The 15,827-nt window shown below is 59.0% G+C and carries 15 protein-coding genes; 8 read left to right on the top strand and 7 right to left on the bottom strand.

Annotated elements, in window-relative coordinates; all coding sequences use genetic code 11:
* Together ABG80_RS07655 and ABG80_RS07650 are read left to right on the top strand one after the other, a co-directional pair.
* A complete protein-coding gene (locus tag ABG80_RS07655) occupies positions 1-777 on the top strand; it encodes an SMODS domain-containing nucleotidyltransferase (RefSeq protein WP_058087143.1) in 777 nt (258 codons plus the stop codon).
* Positions 778-964: 187 nt separating this feature from the next.
* The gene (locus ABG80_RS07650) at positions 965-3,016 is read left to right on the top strand and encodes a ParB/RepB/Spo0J family partition protein (RefSeq protein ID WP_083505919.1); all 2,052 of its coding nucleotides are present in this window, start codon (positions 965-967) and stop codon (positions 3,014-3,016) included.
* Positions 3,017-3,082: 66 nt separating this feature from the next.
* Here ABG80_RS07650 and ABG80_RS07645 read toward each other — a convergent pair whose 3' ends face one another.
* On the bottom strand, positions 3,083-4,138 hold the full coding sequence (locus ABG80_RS07645) for a phage integrase N-terminal domain-containing protein (RefSeq protein WP_235513780.1): 1,056 nt from the start codon (positions 4,136-4,138) through the stop codon (positions 3,083-3,085).
* Between the two features lie 1,355 nt (positions 4,139-5,493).
* On the opposite strand from ABG80_RS07645, the gene ABG80_RS07640 reads away from it, so the two are divergent.
* Complete coding sequence (locus tag ABG80_RS07640; protein WP_058087161.1) at positions 5,494-6,537, top strand: PRTRC system protein D; 1,044 nt, start codon at positions 5,494-5,496, stop codon at positions 6,535-6,537.
* A complete protein-coding gene (locus ABG80_RS07635) occupies positions 6,534-6,812 on the top strand; it encodes a hypothetical protein (RefSeq protein ID WP_058087140.1) in 279 nt (92 codons plus the stop codon). Before ABG80_RS07640 ends, ABG80_RS07635 begins: the two co-directional genes overlap by 4 nt.
* A gap of 264 nt (positions 6,813-7,076) precedes the next feature.
* Here the strand turns inward: ABG80_RS07635 and ABG80_RS07630 are convergent, their stop codons facing one another.
* Positions 7,077-8,459 carry a serine/threonine-protein kinase gene (locus ABG80_RS07630; RefSeq protein ID WP_083505914.1) on the bottom strand — a complete coding sequence of 461 codons (1,383 nt, stop codon included), beginning with the start codon at positions 8,457-8,459 and terminating at the stop codon, positions 7,077-7,079.
* Between the two features lie 300 nt (positions 8,460-8,759).
* Here ABG80_RS07630 and ABG80_RS07625 point away from each other — a divergent pair, with 300 nt between their 5' ends.
* From ABG80_RS07625 to ABG80_RS07610, 4 genes are read left to right on the top strand one after another with little or no spacing between them, the layout of a single operon-like run.
* Positions 8,760-9,326: a hypothetical protein gene (locus ABG80_RS07625; protein WP_058087138.1), complete on the top strand. Its 567-nt coding sequence runs from the start codon at positions 8,760-8,762 to the stop codon at positions 9,324-9,326.
* 20 nt (positions 9,327-9,346) lie between these two features.
* On the top strand, positions 9,347-10,693 hold the full coding sequence (locus tag ABG80_RS07620) for a 7-cyano-7-deazaguanine synthase (protein ID WP_058087160.1): 1,347 nt from the start codon (positions 9,347-9,349) through the stop codon (positions 10,691-10,693).
* Positions 10,690-11,859: an XRE family transcriptional regulator gene (locus ABG80_RS07615; protein WP_058087137.1), complete on the top strand. Its 1,170-nt coding sequence runs from the start codon at positions 10,690-10,692 to the stop codon at positions 11,857-11,859. The genes ABG80_RS07620 and ABG80_RS07615 overlap by 4 nt, the downstream gene beginning before the upstream one ends.
* Entirely contained in the window at positions 11,834-12,463 is a 630-nt protein-coding gene (locus ABG80_RS07610) for a PIN domain-containing protein (RefSeq protein ID WP_058087136.1), read from the top strand. Before ABG80_RS07615 ends, ABG80_RS07610 begins: the two co-directional genes overlap by 26 nt.
* 385 nt (positions 12,464-12,848) lie before the next feature.
* Here ABG80_RS07610 and ABG80_RS07605 read toward each other — a convergent pair whose 3' ends face one another.
* The 5 genes from ABG80_RS07605 to ABG80_RS07585 all read right to left on the bottom strand — a co-directional run bounded on the left by ABG80_RS07605 (position 12,849) and on the right by ABG80_RS07585 (position 15,628).
* Entirely contained in the window at positions 12,849-13,265 is a 417-nt protein-coding gene (locus ABG80_RS07605; protein WP_058087135.1) for an MAPEG family protein, read from the bottom strand.
* 171 nt (positions 13,266-13,436) lie between these two features.
* Positions 13,437-14,069 (bottom strand): FMN-binding negative transcriptional regulator, encoded by a 633-nt coding sequence (locus ABG80_RS07600; RefSeq protein ID WP_058087134.1) that lies wholly within the window; start codon positions 14,067-14,069, stop codon positions 13,437-13,439.
* Positions 14,070-14,259: 190 nt separating this feature from the next.
* Positions 14,260-14,685 (bottom strand): GFA family protein, encoded by a 426-nt coding sequence (locus tag ABG80_RS07595; protein WP_058087133.1) that lies wholly within the window; start codon positions 14,683-14,685, stop codon positions 14,260-14,262.
* 84 nt (positions 14,686-14,769) lie between these two features.
* Positions 14,770-15,207, bottom strand: a complete 438-nt coding sequence (locus tag ABG80_RS07590; protein WP_058087132.1) for a GNAT family N-acetyltransferase — start codon at positions 15,205-15,207, stop codon at positions 14,770-14,772.
* Between the two features lie 7 nt (positions 15,208-15,214).
* A complete protein-coding gene (locus ABG80_RS07585; protein ID WP_058087131.1) occupies positions 15,215-15,628 on the bottom strand; it encodes a VOC family protein in 414 nt (137 codons plus the stop codon).
* Positions 15,629-15,827: the final 199 nt, after the last annotated feature.

Below are 15,827 nucleotides of genomic sequence, written 5' to 3'. Positions count from 1 at the left end.
ATGTCGGTATTGAGCTTTCTTACGGACACGGCGAGTAGAGCCGTACTTTCATCAACAGAGCAGTCGTCAATCTCGACCTCAATCAAGACCCTTCAGTCTCGGATGGCGTTGCACTTTGATAGCAGCGCGATTGCACAGCATTTCCGCTTTGGGTCGTCAACACGGGGCACCATCCTGGCCCGCTCGATGGATGAACAGTCCGACATTGACTACATGGTCGTCTTCAGCGACAGCAGCGCCACGCCACAGACGTATCTGAATAGGTTGAAATCCTTCGTTGAAAAGCGATATGTTTCATCGGAAATCTATCAGTCAAGTCCAACCATCGTTCTTGAACTGAACCACATCAAGTTCGACCTGGTGCCAGCGACAAAAACCTGGCTGGGTGAGCTTCAGATACCCAATGGATCGGGGGGCTGGATGACCACGAACCCAAACGACTTCAACGCGACTCTTGAGGCGAAGAACAAGGACAACAAGTCACTGATCAAACCGACCATTCGCCTCTTCAAGTACTGGAATGCGACAGCAGGGTTCCCGTTTCCAAGCTTCGAGATGGAGAAGTGGGTCTGCGGTCTGAACTTTTGGTTTCTGACGAATCAGAAGGACTACTTTCTTGCAGTTATCGAGAACCTGAGTACCAGCACATCCTATTCGCAATGGGTGAACAATGAGATCACGCGGGCAAGGAACGTCGTGGCCAATGTCAGGCAGTTCGAGAAGGATGACATGCCAGTGACTGCTGAGAACGAGATCAAGAAGTTGTTCAGGCTTTGAGTTCACTGGACAGATAAAGCACAAGGGCAACATGTCCAAGCTAGCGGTACGGTTGACGGTGTGGGGGTCCTGTTTGGATTTGGTCCATGCAGGGGCATCACAGCTGCCTTGATTTCAGGGGCGGGGATGAGATTCTGAATGCATGGACACGCACAAGGCATGTCCCTTAACCGTGCAGGAGCCCCTCATGAAATTCACCAAGGCAGAGATCGATGCCGTGATCGCGGCATCCCCCCGTACCACCGCGCCCTTGAACAAGCTGGTGCTGTCGGCAGACCATCAGGTGCGTCCAGGCGGCAGCACCAGCAAGATGAGCATCGCCGAGTTGGCCGCGTCCATCCTGGATTGCGGCGTGTTGCAGAACCTGATCGTCATCAAGGGCCCACGCGGCCTGTTTGAAGTGTGCGCCGGTGGCCGTCGCCTGGAGTCGCTGAACTTGCTGACGAGCAACGGCGACATCCCCGACAACTACCCTGTGCCCATCCTCATCGTGCCCGCCGACAAGGCGCTGATGGCCAGCCTGTCCGAGAACATCTTCCATGTGCCCATGCACGCCGCCGACGAGTACCTGGCCTTCTCGCGCCTGTTGGGCGAAGGCAAGTCTGTCGAGACGGTGGCTGCGGCCTTTGGTGTCACGCCCCTGGTGGTCAAGCGCCGCATGAAGCTGGCAAGCGTGTCGCCCAAGCTGATGGACGAGTTCCGGGCGGATGACATCAGCCTGGAATGCCTGATGGTGCTGGCGTCGGTCGATGACCACGAGAAGCAGGAGCAGGCCTGGGCTGGCTTGCCCCAATGGAACCGCCGCCCCGACTACCTGCGCCAGTTGCTGACGCAGGGCGACATCGAGTCCGACCGTGACCCGGTGGCCAAGTACGTGACGCTCAAGGCATACGAGAAGGCAGGTGGGGCCACACGCCGTGACCTGTTCAGCGACGATGACAAGAAGGCTTACCTGCTGGACGCGCCGTTGCTGGAACGTCTGGCCGTGGAGAAACTCAACAAGAAGGCCAAGCAGGTGCGTGCCGAAGGCTGGAAATGGGTGGATGTGCGGGTGCGCTATGACCGTGACGAGTACACCGGCCACACCGAGTTGCGCAAAGTCCGGCGCGAACCCACAGAGCAAGAGGCCACCGCGCTGGCGGAATTGGAAGCTGCGATGCAGGCTGTGCAACAACGCCTGGATGTGCTGGAAGACATGGACGGCGATGACGCCGACCAGGATGACGGCGCGGCATACCAGGAGCTTGAAGGCGAGCAAGCAGCCTTGCAACTGCGGATCAAGGTCATCGAAGACGAACTGAGTGTGTGGCCTGCTGATCTGATGGAGCAGGCCGGGTGCGTGGTCCACGTGGGACACAACGGAGCCGCAGCGGTGAAATGCGGCCTGATTCGACCGGAGGACCGCAGTGCCGTGGCCCATGTCCTGCCCCAAGGCGCAGGGCAGGCAGGCGAGGGCGGTGCACAAGGGGACATGCTGTCCGGCCCACCGGCCAAGATTCGCCCGGTTCACTCCGACAAGCTGATGCGCCGCCTGACGGCACATCGTGTCGCCGCCGTGCAGGCCGAGTTGATTGCACGGCCTGATGTGGCCTTGGTGGCGCTCACGGCCCAGTTGGCTCAGAAACTGTTCCTCAGCCGCGACTACCGCTACCACCAGCACCCACAGGTGCTGGATATTTCGGTCGCGGACAGCCAGTCTGCGCTGCAGTCCGCTGCCGATGACATCGAGGCCAGCCCGGCATGGCTGCGCATGGAGGCTGAGCGCAGTGCCTGGGCGCAGAAGTTGCCGCAAGATTTGGATGCCGTGTTCCCTTGGTTGCTGGCGCAAGACCAAGCCACAGTGCTCCAACTGCTGACCGTGGTGGTGGCCTGTTCAGTCACTGGCATTCAGGGCGTGGAGTCACCCACCCAACGCACTGACACGCTGGCACAGGCTTTGGGTCTGGACATGCGCCGCTGGTGGACAGCCAATGGCCCTTCCTACCTGAACCATGTGTCCAAGAGCCGCGTGGTGGACGTTGTCACCGAGGCGGTGGACATCAACGCGGCAGCGCCGCTGGCAGGTATGAAGAAGGATGCCGCCGTGGTGGCCGCTGAGTTGGCCTTGGCGGGCTCCGGTTGGTTGCCGCCATGCCTGAGGGGCCCCTCCGCCTCGGAAGCGGCAGCAGACGAAGGCGGGGCTGCCAGCCTGGACGACGCTCAGTCTGAGGTCAATGAACTTGCGGAGTCAGCAGTCTGAGTCAAGGACATGCATAGCTTGCCCAACGCCGACGGCGCAGACATGGTTCTGCGCCGTCGGCGTTCGTCATGACACTGCTTTTGACGTTGCCTCGTGCTTGTCATCCCCATCGCGTGATCCTGACGAAGGTTGTGCTTGAACCGCGCCAAGGTATGCGCATGCGGCACGTGGCCTGGCATGGCCAGCGAGGAGGGCCACAGCCTGTCTTGCCGCGCGATCCACATCGGGCGCCACAACACCGTTGCCGCGAACAGGGGGCGCGGTCCCGGCCAGGGCCTCATAGTGAGAGATCAGCACCTCATGGCGGAGGCCATGTGCGGTCACCCCTCGTTCGCGCACGGTGATGCCGAACTTGGTCAACACGTAGTCAAAGTGCCTGAGGTTCTTGCGCAGGTCATGGGTAGGGTTGCCCATGTGCGCATCCTGGCTGCTGACCACGCCCTGCGCGAATGCCACGGCGGCAAGGCGCTCCGGGCTGTCCAGAGGGATGTGGCGCACCCGGCCTCCCTTGCCCTTGATCCTCGCGTACCGATCTGCCGACTTGTCCTCGGGCGGCAGGCCCGTGGACTCGAAGGGCACGACGCTCTCAAATGGCCGAAACAGCACCGATTCCTTGCGCCGCAGTCCCATGGTGCGGATCAGCCGCAACGAGGCCCCCACAAAGCGGTCGTGGTCACAGACCTGGGTGATCACGGCGTCGATGTCCACCCCATTTGCCGACCAACCTTTGTCCCGGCTGGCGTACTCATGGCGCTGGTATTCGTCAACGCTCAGGCCGTAGTGGTCCGGTGATCGCACGAAGCCATGCTTGCCCATCCACATGGCCAGGCCTCGCAGAAAGCTCAGGTAGGTCTGGATCGTCGCCGGGGCCAGGTGCTCCTGCTGCCAGACCTGCACCATGGCCCGGATGTGCTTTTGCCCCAGGTTGCGCGGGTCAGGCACCGTCTTGAACCCGGCCTTCGCCTTCAAGTCCCGAAAGAAGCGGCGCAGGAACTGGGCGCGCTCCTGCCTTGTCTTGTGTGAGACGGTTTTGGCCATCGAGGTGTGCAGGGCGTTGAACAGTTCGATCAACACTTCCAGCACCTTGAGCGGTGGCGTCTTACCCGTGGGGTAGTGGGCCATGATGTCCTGGGGCGACTTGCCCGCCCAGCTTTGACGACGTGCGGGTTGGTGCTGGCTTGATCGCCCAGGGCTGGATGCTTCCTGGACCCGGCGCCGTGATGATCTGGGCGTGGTGGATCGAGGGGTGGATGAGTCAGACATGATGTGTGCCCATGGTCAAGGGCCCGCTGCCCGAACAGCGGGTTGGTCGTGAGTGAAGGTGGAATCCCATGGAGATCGCCGGTGGCGCGGATTCCGTCGCCCCATCGGCTCGTGGTCAAGCATTCAGCGCCGCACGCGACCACGACAGGTACGGCGCCTACCCAAAGGTTTGTCGGTCGGTGCGGATGCTTGGATGCATCGACACCGTCCAACACGGTCTTTCTTAAAAACGAAACGGGTGATCCGTCCCAGTCGTGCATTTCTGCAGCCGTGGGGTTGGTGATGCCGACTTGCCTCTGGGGCTTGGACGGCATCGGCGCGGAGGTCTGGCCTCTCGCGTCTGTGGTGGATCAGTTCTGGATTCGGAGCGCCATCCACTCGCATGGGTCCACCCCTGACCGAAAGTCCAGGGCGGTGCCGAGTTCATGAGCGAGGTCGCACGGGGAGCCTAAAGAGGCAAACACAACCGTGCGGTGCGCCGAGGCGCGTGCTCAAGGGATGGCGGGAACAGCGGTTCGGCATCGGGTGCCGACTGCGTGCTCGAAGACCGTGGCGCGTTTCTGGAACGCCCAACTCAGGGAGTTGGCAGGGCCATCGGTGCATGCACTGCGAAGAAGACCTCATGGCCATCACCTCAGGGGCGATGGCGAATTCCGGTTCAAGGACCAGAGCTTGGAGGGCAGGTAACGACTGCGACGCCTTTTGCTCCATCAGGAGCAGAGCCAGGACGGCTCTCGGGAATCTGTAGTGGACTCGCCGGGAAGCTTTCGGTCAAGGCCCGCAACCGCAATGGTCCCCATTGCCGGGGCCTTGTGCGTGGCGAACTTGGTACGCGCAACATGCCCTTGAGCCGTGCTTATTTACTGATATGGCTTGGGCGCCAGACAGCCCGTGGGCTTGACATCAAAAAATCCTGCCTCTGGTTCCCAACACAGGTTCTCGATGGGCTGAGGTGGACCTCGATGGCGCCTGCCTCGGGCGTGGCGACAGGGGTTGACGAGTGTCATTCGAATGAGAACGTGGTGACACACGCGACCCCAGAACCAAGAGCGCGAGGGTTTGGCAACAGGCTAATGTCATTGCGGCGCATGCAGGCTGACAGTGAATCTGCACCGATGCCGAAATCATGTGTTCTGAGTCGGGGTTTGCCGTGGCGGGATCGTGTCAGCTTGCTGATGCTGATCGCTCATGAACCCACGCCTTGGAGGCTCATCATGGATTTGATCGTCAGAGCGGTGGATGTCGGATCAGGCAACACCAAATACGTCGTTGGCACGGAGGGCACCGAGATCCGCTGCGCCAGCTTTCCTTCCATTGCCTACCCGAGCGCCAGCGAGACTCAGGCCTGGTCGGCATCCGAGCGGCGCAAAACCGTGTCCATCCCCATTGGACACTTGTTCTACGAGGTCGGGCCCGATGTCCACCTGGTGGCCGATTCCGTGCGTGCAACCCAATTGCACGACGAGTACACCGACACGCCCGAGTACATGGCCTTGCTCCGAGGCGCCTTGCATCTGATGAAGCAAAGTCGCATCGACCTCCTGGTGGTGGGCCTGCCCGTGGCCTTGTTGCACCTCAAGAAGGCGGCGCTGGAGAAAGCGATGACGGGAACGCATGAAGTTGGGGGTGGCAAGACGGTGACTGTCGTCAAGGCACTCGCTGTGGCGCAGCCTCAAGGGGCGTTGGCTCATTACGCATCGGTGCACAAGAAGATGGCCACCATCGGCAATGAGCAGAGCTTGATCATCGACCCAGGCTCACGAACCTTCGACTGGTTGGTGGCCAGGGGCATGAGGCAGGTGCAAAAGCAAAGCCATTCGTTCAACCGTGGCATGTCGGATGTGCTGCGCCTGATCGCGGCCGAAATCAGCAAGGACATCGGCAGCCCCTATCGCGACCTCGACGCCATCGATCTGGCCTTGCGAACGGGCAAGCAGCCTGTGATTTTTCAGAAGTCCTACGACATCACCAGGTTCATGCCCATGGCTGAGGCGGTGGCGCAGCAGGCTGTGTCGGCGATGAAGCAGTACATTGAATCGCCACATAGCTTGCAGAACATCATCCTGGTTGGCGGCGGTGCCTTCCTGTTCAAGAAGGCGGTGAAGGCTGCGTTCCCGAATCACAAGATCCATGAGGTCAAGGAACCCATGTTTGCCAATGTGCGGGGCTTTCAACTGGCAGGGCAGAACTATGCGCGAACGGTGATGGCCGCGCCACGGGCTGATCAAGGTGCGACGCCGTCGGGGAGCAAGCCATGAATGCCAACGCCAAGGTCAGTGGGGAACCGATACGGCTGGTGTTTGAATTGGCGCGTGCCGATCACCCCAGGCTGTACGACGATCTGATCCAGTTCCCCAAGGGCACCAAGAGGATCAATCGACTGAGGGTGCTTGCATACGATGGCTTGCTCATTCAGAGCGGGCACATCGTTTCCATCGTGGCGTCTCGCTCAGGCGGTGATCAGCAAGGGGAGGAGGTAGGTCGCGGGGAACAGATCACCAACGATTTGTTCGGGCCGTCCATCGCGGACTGATCAGAAAGCTGTCGAAGAGGTTTCTCCGATGGGTGGCACGCAGCGCGTCAGGCGTTCTTCCTGAGGTGGTCGGCGTAGCTTGAAAATGAAGGTCTGCCTTTGCTGGTGTTCAGCTTGGCCAGACTTGTCTTGCTGATCCGCTGCTGAAGGTAGCCACATACCTCGTCGAACCTATCAACGGATATGGACGCTTAGCAAGCGATCAATAGACGGATCTAGTCGTGTTGCCGCTGATCTGATCGCTTTATGCCGATCAAAAATGTTTTACGAGGGGAAGGGGTTGCCCATCGTTGATTGCTGCTGGACCGCTTCGGCATTGGCCTTGAGGATCGCGATGGCTTGCCGCACAGCAGGGGATCGGCAAGTCAAGGGGTCCATTTTTTCCATGAAGTAGCTGGGATGCTCCAACATGAGTTCATACACTCGGTGAGCAAGACCGCTGTCCTGGACCGAAGCAATCATGGCCTTGCAGGTGTCCATGGCAGCGAAGCGATTCTGCCGATCGGCGGCGATGATTGCGGCTTTCAGCGCGTCTGCCTTGTCTGACTCAAAGACATGCTGAGAGTGAAACAAGATGGACATGTTGTCGGCGACTGTTTCGGCAAAGCTCCAACCGTACTCTGCGTGCTGCGACATTTCAAGATAGCCCTGAATGAAGCTTGCCAACCGTCCAGGGGGTAACGGCGCTTCGGCAATCGCATAGAACAAGTCGGAGGGCATGTCTATGCATACCCGGTGGCGTTCGCTGGGTGAGAGCATGGCCAACTCGTCAATGAACTGCCCCAGTTCAAGTAAGTCAGTTTGGTTCGTGGACTGCCATCGATCGATGATTGCCTGCTGTGTTCCCAACACTCCGCCGGAGCCATTGGCTCGCCCAAGGATTACGCTAAAGGCCAGAGTTAGACTTTGGCGCAAGGCGGAAAGCGATGGGTAGCGGCGTGCTTTGTCCGGGGCGCAGGCGCGCTCAATGACCACAAAAAGCGGGGGCGGAAGGAGCCCCGGCGTCAAGTCTGGTGTGTCTAAGCCGCTGAGCAGTACAAAAAACGTCTTGCCTAACATGTAGATGTCATCTGAGGCATCTGCATGGCGGAATCCTCCCGCGAAGAACTCCGGTGGCATGTATCCGGGTGTGCCGCCATATACGGATGTGCGGGTGAACGCAGTAGCCGAGTTCGGTTGTACGCACAAGCCCAGATCGGACACCACCAAGGTGCCGTTCCCTACGAGGAAATTCTGGGGCTTGATGTCTCGATGGTAGACGTTCTTGCTGTGTAGTTGCTCGATGCAGTCGATCGTCCTATTTAGGTATTGCTCCGCCACCGCCAGGTCTTGTCGAAGGTGCGCAGCCTGATTCATCAGATCACCATGTTCGAAGAACGGCATGACAAAGTAGGGCGGCGAGTGTTCTAGGTTCGCATCCAGGACTGGGGCAACGTAGGGGCTTCCGTTGAAGCTCTGCATAACCCGGACTTCACGTCGAAATCGATTCTTCGTGTCGTCGTCGGTGTGGTTGCAATATTTGAGAACGAGCCGCGTGTCAGGCAAGGCGAGTGGACTGACGAACAGGACCGTGCCCATGCCTCCAGCAGAACTACACAGCCCCGTAACCTTGTATTTGCCGTCTACAACAGAACCTGCACTTGACATGTCATCGCCTCCCTCAGCACGTATGGCCCGGGAACCCCTCCCGTCAGCCCCTTAGCTTAGGCGCATCTCGTCGTTTGCAAGTGGCCGATGAGGTGCCCATGTGGCTTTCCAATAAAACTCGATAGCCTGCAGTGCAGGCTAGCCCCGAGCAAAGGGAGGTCGAGTTCATGTATCGATGGGCACCGCCTGCAAAAGGTGTCCCTGACTATGCCCTGGTAGCCCGGGTTTGTATTCAGTCAAACGAATCATTTGACAAAGTCTAGAAAAAAAACATAAACTTTGACAAATGGAGGGCATCCAATGAGTGACGGACCGCACAGAAGCCTTGGCCTTAGGAAGCCATGGCGACAGTTGGCTAAGCTTTGCGACAACGCTGCATACGCACAAGCGGAGGTCACTCATGCAGCCACCAGCGCACTCGTAAGCGACTTCAATGAGGTGTCTGGTGCCTTGCTTAAGGCCATCAAGCGTGTCTTCGATTGCGAGGGCAATTCTCTGGGCTCTCCAGAAATTGCGATGTACCAGTTGAACCTCGCTCGTTCTCTCGCTGCTGGGTCGGTCTTTGGGCAAAACGCTGTCAAGTGCAGCCAGATGCTAGTCAGCGAGGGCAAGTTAGAGCCCGAGAGCTTCAACATTGCAATTGGCGTGGCCGCGAAGATGCGCGGTCAAGCCAACTTGAGGGCCTTTCACGAGCACTACCTCGAAAAGACGAGCGAGTTCAGGGCTAACAAGGTAGTTCGTCGCTTTCAAGAGGCTATCGACTCGTTGTCGATTGGTTCGCTGGGTAACATCCTTGTCGAAGCACGTACCACCAGGATCCGGCCAACGACCAGAAGCACCGGACTGGACGAAGGGGTGCGACTGTGACCATCTATGAGCCCAAAGAGATGACCGTCGATGTCTTCGAAGAAGATAGTGCTTGCAAGCGAGGCGCCGTTCCTTGTCGAATTGGCAGGGACATCAGGTTCGAAACGGAGGCGCTAGAGTCTTTCTCGACCCATCGATGGGATCCAGTCATCTATGACGCTTTTCTGGTCGCTGCCGCCGTGGAGTTCTGCGACCGCACCCTGGTGCGCAGTTCCATGAACTGGGGCCGTAAGTTCATTCTCCATGTGCCTGTGCACGATGTTCACAAGTGGACGGACAAGGCCGCTCACGGGGCGCTGACGGAGGCATTGAACCTGCTGACTGGCGACGACTGGCAAATCGTATTTCGTACGCGGAAGGTCCCGGTGCCTCCTCCAGCGCAGGAGACGATGAAGTTTCCGATGAACGCGGAGGCCGTCATGGCGTACAGCGACGGCATGGATTCGCAAGCAGTGGCGGCGCTCGAAGGCAAGAAGCTCAACGGGCGGGTAGTGCGTGTGCGCATCGGCACCAGCGAGCGCGACATCTCAAGGCAAGAACGAAAAGAGATGCCCTTTCATGCGGTTCCCTACAAAGTGAAAATCGCGAAGAAGGATGGTGAGAGCAGCGCGCGCAGTAGAGGATTCAAGTTCAGCCTGATTTCTGCAATGGCTGGGTACCTGATTGACGTGCCTGTGGCCATCATTCCTGAGAGCGGGCAAGGCGCGCTTGCTCCTGTCCTGCTGCCCGTGGGACATGGCTACGAAGACTATCGAAATCATCCGGCCTTCACTGCCAGGATGGAGCGCTTCGTGTATGCCTTGCTGGGCTACCGTTTCAAGTACAAGTTCCCGCGCCTGTGGATGACCAAAGGCGAGACCTTGAGGGAGTTCGTCGAAAACTGCGAAGGCGGCTCCAAGTGGAACAAGACCCGTTCTTGTTGGCAAACCTCGCGCCAAATTGGATTTAATGGAACAAGGCGGCAATGCGGGATCTGCGCTGCATGCATACTGCGGCGCCTGAGCGTCCATGCGGCAGGTCTGAAAGAGGCAACGGATGTCTACGTATGGGAGTCCTTAAGCACCAAGACCTGGGAAGCGGGGGCGTCCAAGGACTTTGACCTTTTTACCAACGCCTTGCGCCAGTACTCAGTTGCCGGGGTTCTCCACTTCGAGCACTTAGCAGGGCTTCAAAGTAGGTCTGACTACCAACTGACCAGACGACTAAGCAATTTTGAACTGGCTGAGTCCCTCGGGGAGAGCCCCGTCAGCGTGTCGCAAAAGCTTGACCGGCTCCTGCGGCAACACGCCAAGGAATGGTCAGCCTTCACGAAGGACCTTGGACCGAGGTCTTTCGTGAGGCAGTGGATACGTAGTAGTGCATCATGACTAAAGAGAACTATGAACTGAGCCAATTTGAGCTCGGCGAGCGACTTAGAAGCGCGCGGGAGACCGCTAACCTGACGCAAGACGTGGCTGCGAAGGCTGCCGGACTTTCAAGAACCACGTTGGTGGCCATCGAGAAGGGGCACCGCGCTGCCAAGCTCATGGAGCTGCAGGACCTGTGCAGGTCCTACGGCGTGTCCGTCAATTCAATCCTGCGTCGTGAGTCTGTCCATGTGGACCTCGTACCTCGGTTTCGCACACTCGCTGAAACTGGCGAACCATGTATAGATACGGCAGCAAGGTTGCTCAACGACTTGGTCAAGGCGGAGGTCGAGCTTGAGAACATTCTTGGTGTTCAAAAGACCTACAACTATCCCGCCGAAAAGAGCATCCTGGCCGGAGATGTGCGCCAACAGGCCGAACAGGATGCACTCAACCTGCGTAACTGGCTCGGGTTGGGGGATGGACCTATCCGTGACCTATACGTCATCTTGGAGTTGCAATTAGGCATCAGGGTGTACACGCGCAAGCTTGACGGCAAGGTGTCTGGGTTGTTCGCCTATGACGATGCTGTGGGTGCCTGCATGCTCATCAACTCGACCCACCGCCGAGATAGGCGCAATCAGACAGGGAGCCATGAGTTGGGGCACTTTATTGCCACTCGCCGCAGACCTGAGATTTATCAGGACGAGATGTACGACAATTCGCGAGAGGAGCGATATGCCAATGCGTTTGCGCGGGCATTTATGACTCCAACGAGAACGGTCATGGAGAAGTTCAAGGAGGTGACGATTGGGTCGTCGCACCTGACGCGTCGGCACATCATCTTGCTGGCCAATTTCTTCAGCGTGTCGCGCCAGGCCATGGTCATGAGGCTGGAAGAACTTGGACTAACGAAAAAGGGAACGTGGGATTGGTTCCAAGACAACGGCGGGATCACCGACGAGCAAGTCCGCCAAGTGCTAGGGGAGGATGGCAATGAGTTCCCAGCTGTCCAACCACAGCAATCGTCGCGGTTGTACCTCTTGGCCATCGAGGCTTGGAAGAGGGATCTGCTCAGTGAGGGGCAGATGTCGGACTTGCTCAAGCTAAGCCGTGAGATGGTGCGAGAACTACTCGATGAGGCTCAAGAGGATGAGGTAGATGACCTTTTCAAGCTGCCTAACTGAGCAATCGCCCACTCTCGTTCTCGACTCCAGCATCATCATCAACTTGCTGGCCACCGGCCATGCAGAAGCGATTTTGCAGGCATTACCGGGCCTCACCTGTGTCACCGAAACCGTGATCGGCGAAATCAAAGGGGGTGCAGAGAATGGTCACGGGGAGTCGGCGAAGCTCGTTGAGCTCATCGACAGCGGGAAACTGGATGTCGTGGAGTTGGACAATGAAGCGCTCGAAAGCTTCATCTCTATTGTGTCGGGCTCAACGTCCGACTCGCTTGGGGACGGAGAGGCCGCCACTCTGGCGTTCGCTCACCGCAATGGACTGGTCGCGGCAATCGACGAAAAAAAGGCCAGGCGAGTGGCTGGTGAGAGTTTCGGTTCTCTGACAATTGCAACGACGGTCGACATCCTCGCGTATGCGCCTGTAGGGCTGGTGCTGGGCAAAGAGCGGCTGTCTAAAACAGTTCTTGATGCGCTACGCCTAGCGCGGATGCAGGTATGGGAACCACACTTTGATTGGGTCGTCGCGCAAATAGGTCCTGCAAACGTCCCCTTATGCCCAAGCCTGAGGCGGCTTGCAAAGCGAGTCCGTGTGACCACCGCCCAATGAACTGCGTCTACTTTGCCAGATGCGCACGCCGAGCAGTGGGTGGCCGAGGATCATCTGGGCATGTTGACTCTTTCTGTAGACTGGCGCGGCTCAAGGCGGCACCCCAACCGCTAGGTTCTCATGCCCGACGTGCTGGAAGCTGCAACCCGAGGGGTGTTCCTGTCCCCCACAGTTTTCAGGCTCGCCGTGTACACTAGAAACCGCGTTATGGCTGTCGTTTGACCGGCAACCATCGTTGCAATCACCACCTTCCAGCGTCGGTAAAAATGACGGTAGAAAGAAATCTTGGAACTTCAAAAACCTAGTGTTCATGCGGCTCTCAAGGTGCCGGAAATGATCGAGTGGGGAGTGACGCATGAGGCCCTTCGGGGCCTTTTTTGTTGCATCAAAGCAGGTGATACGCCACGTAGCAGATCATCACGCTCACCAGTACATTGCTGGTCCCGAACACCAATGCGCGGTGTCCGACATGGTTGTACGTGAAGTAGATGCCGCTGTGAACGAAGCGAAGCGCCACATAGGCCCACGCCAGGCCCACCGTGATCTCGTTGACCAGACCGGTCAGGTGGGCCATGAACGCGACCACATAGAACAGCACCGGAACCTCCAGGAGGTTCATGAAGACGCGGTTGGGCAAGGCCACATCGGGCGGCACCCTGGCTGATTCGCCATGGCTGAAATCCTTGGGCGTGATGCGCTTTTGCATGACCGCCTTCACGCGTCGGATGGGCACCAGCAGCAGCACGGTCAGCGTCCAGAACATCAGCAGCAGTGCGGGCAGGAAAATAGCGGTGGTTTTCATGGGCACTGCTCCTGAGTGAATGGATTCCTGGTTATCTTGTACTCTTTCGTACAGTTAATGTTTCCGTTGATTCCCTGATGCGTGAGCTTGATGCCAGGGGCGGGTGCAGCAGGCCGATCACTGGCGCCGCAACCCTGAATCTGAGAGGAGTGCGGTTCGGCGTGTGAGCGTTCACCGCCGCAGCACCATTTCAGCCATGGTCGCGGCGGTTTCGCTGCCTTGCTCGGTCAGCTCCGACACGACGCTGGCACGGTTGACCTCGGGTTGGTTCTGGCTCACCTTCCATTTGCCTTGCATGCGCCTGATGTCCAAACGCACGCCCACGATGTGGGCCAGCAGTTTGTTCGTGAACTCAGGCGGGGCATCGCCAACCTGCCAAGGGTGAGGTTGATCGGCCTCGTGGCGGTTCGTCAGCTGCGTCAGGATCTGCAGCAAGGCCTCAGGTTCTTGCACGGCAGAAAGCGTGGCGTGCACGTGCACCACGGCGTAGTTCCAGGTCGGCACGACCTTGCCGCCGTCTGCTTTGGTGGCGTACCAGTTGGGAGAGATGTAAACCTGTGGTCCCTGAAACACCAGCAGGAGCTCTTCGTCAGGCGACACCTGCCAAAGCGGGTTGGCCCGCGCGACATGGCCGATCAGTTGCCCTTGGCCACCTTCGTGATCTGTGGGCACATGCAGCAACGGAATGTGGTCTGCCACGAGCCCTTCGGGGCATTGGCGAATCAGCGTGGCCAACGGGTGCGCGCCAATGAGCTGCCGCAGCACCTCGGGGCGTTGCTCTTCGAATGGGGTGGGGCAGTACATCGTCGAGATCGTGTGTGAAGGCGGCTGCCCTGATCAGAGCGTCAACGCCAGGTGGTGGCTGCTCATCACAAAGCCATTGTTGAGGTAGAGCCAGTGCGCTGCATGACGCAGGAGCCTGCGTACAGGTGAACGGCGTTGCAGCCTCGTTCGCGAGTCCATGGCGCGATGACAAAGGTGGTCGGGGGCATCGTCAGCCCCGCCATTCGCAGGAGTCTGCGCCGGCTTCGAAACGTGGCAGTGCATCGTCAGCCAGTGGCCACCAATTGGCTTTGGACGCGGCGTAGAAGTGCGCCTGCAGCGGCGCATCGATGTCTTCGTTGATGAGGCCCAGTCGGATCCGCAAGACGCCCGGCAAGGTGTCACGCTGGCTGTAGAGGGGCGAGCCGCACCGCCTGCAGAACACCCGTTGCTTGCCGGGGCTGGACTCGAATGACGTCAGCAGTTCGCCGCCTTGCTCCAGGGTGAAGTCGTCAATGCGAACCGGCACGTTGGTGGCCATGGCCGTGCCCTGTGCCTTGCGGCACTGGGTGCAATGGCAAACCTGTATCGGGCCGATCTCCCCCAGGATGCTGAACCTCACGCCCGCGCAAAGGCAGTTGCCTGTGTACCGCTTCATGAATCGACTCCCCATTCAGGCCTGTCGTGTCTGGCGACAAGCAGCTTGACATTGCAGCACAAAACCCACAGGTGACGTCCGACCTCAACCCAAGGGCAGTTCGTATCGGATGAAGCCAGTGTGAGCTGCCACCTGGTCGTAGAGCTTTCGGGCGGTGTGATTGCTGGCCTGGGTGAGCCAGTACAGCCGAGGCGAACCTTTGAGCCGTGCCTGTTCGGCCACAGCCTCAATCAAGGCGCGGCCAAGGCCCTGGCCTCTGTGTGCCGGGCTGACGAACAGGTCCTGCAGGTAGCAGACGTCTTCGCTCCAGCAACTGGGGTGATAGAGGTGGTGCACGATGCCAACGAGCTGTCCGTCCAGGCGGGCACCGAGGGCATGCAACCCATCCCCAGCCTGTAGGCGCAGCCAGAGTTGCTCGAAGTCGCTTTCTGGGCGGCTGGTCTCGTAGAAGGCGAGGTAAGCCTTGGCGAGTGTGAGCCAGGCAGCCTTGTCCTGCGCCTGCAAGGGAGAGATGTCGGGCATGTTGGTGTCACTCAGGCAGGTGGCACACCGCTTCGATGTTGTTGCCTTCCGGGTCGATGACGAAGGCGCCGTAGTAGTGTGGGTGGTAGTCGGGGCGCAGGCCCGGGGCGCCGTTGTCCTGACCTCCAGCCTGGATGGCGGCAAGGTAGAAGGCGTCGACTTGTGCGCGGGTGGCGGCCTTCCATGCCAGGTGGCAGCCGGTGGTTGCAGGCGGGCCACCATGGGGGGAGGGGCCGTCAATGAACCACACGTCGGCCTTCTTGCCATCGGGTTCCGTTGCGTCAGGGTACGCAAACCCCAGGATGTTCGCGCCATGATGGCCCTCGTAAGCCACGCTGTAGCCCAGCGGTGCGAGGGCAGCGCTGTAGAACGCCTTGGCACGGCCGATGTCGGTCACGCGGAAAGTCATGTGGTCAAGCATGGTGGGGGCTCCTGAAGTGCATTGGATGGGTGCGCAGATGGCACTGAATAACTGTATTTATATAAGGGTATCCAGTTAGCTCCACAAAAGCCAAAACACTGGATGCATATCCAGTAATTTACACCTTGTCTGGCGGCTTGGGCGAAGCCTTTGTGATGTCGCTGTAGGTGTAGGGGCTGGTTTGCATGGCCTGCTGAAG

Source organism: Aquabacterium parvum (assembly GCF_001447195.1).
GTDB lineage: Bacteria > Pseudomonadota > Gammaproteobacteria > Burkholderiales > Burkholderiaceae_C > Aquabacterium > Aquabacterium parvum.
The sequence above is the reverse complement of the archived record's forward strand: the minus strand, read 5'-3'. Positions and strand labels throughout refer to the sequence as shown.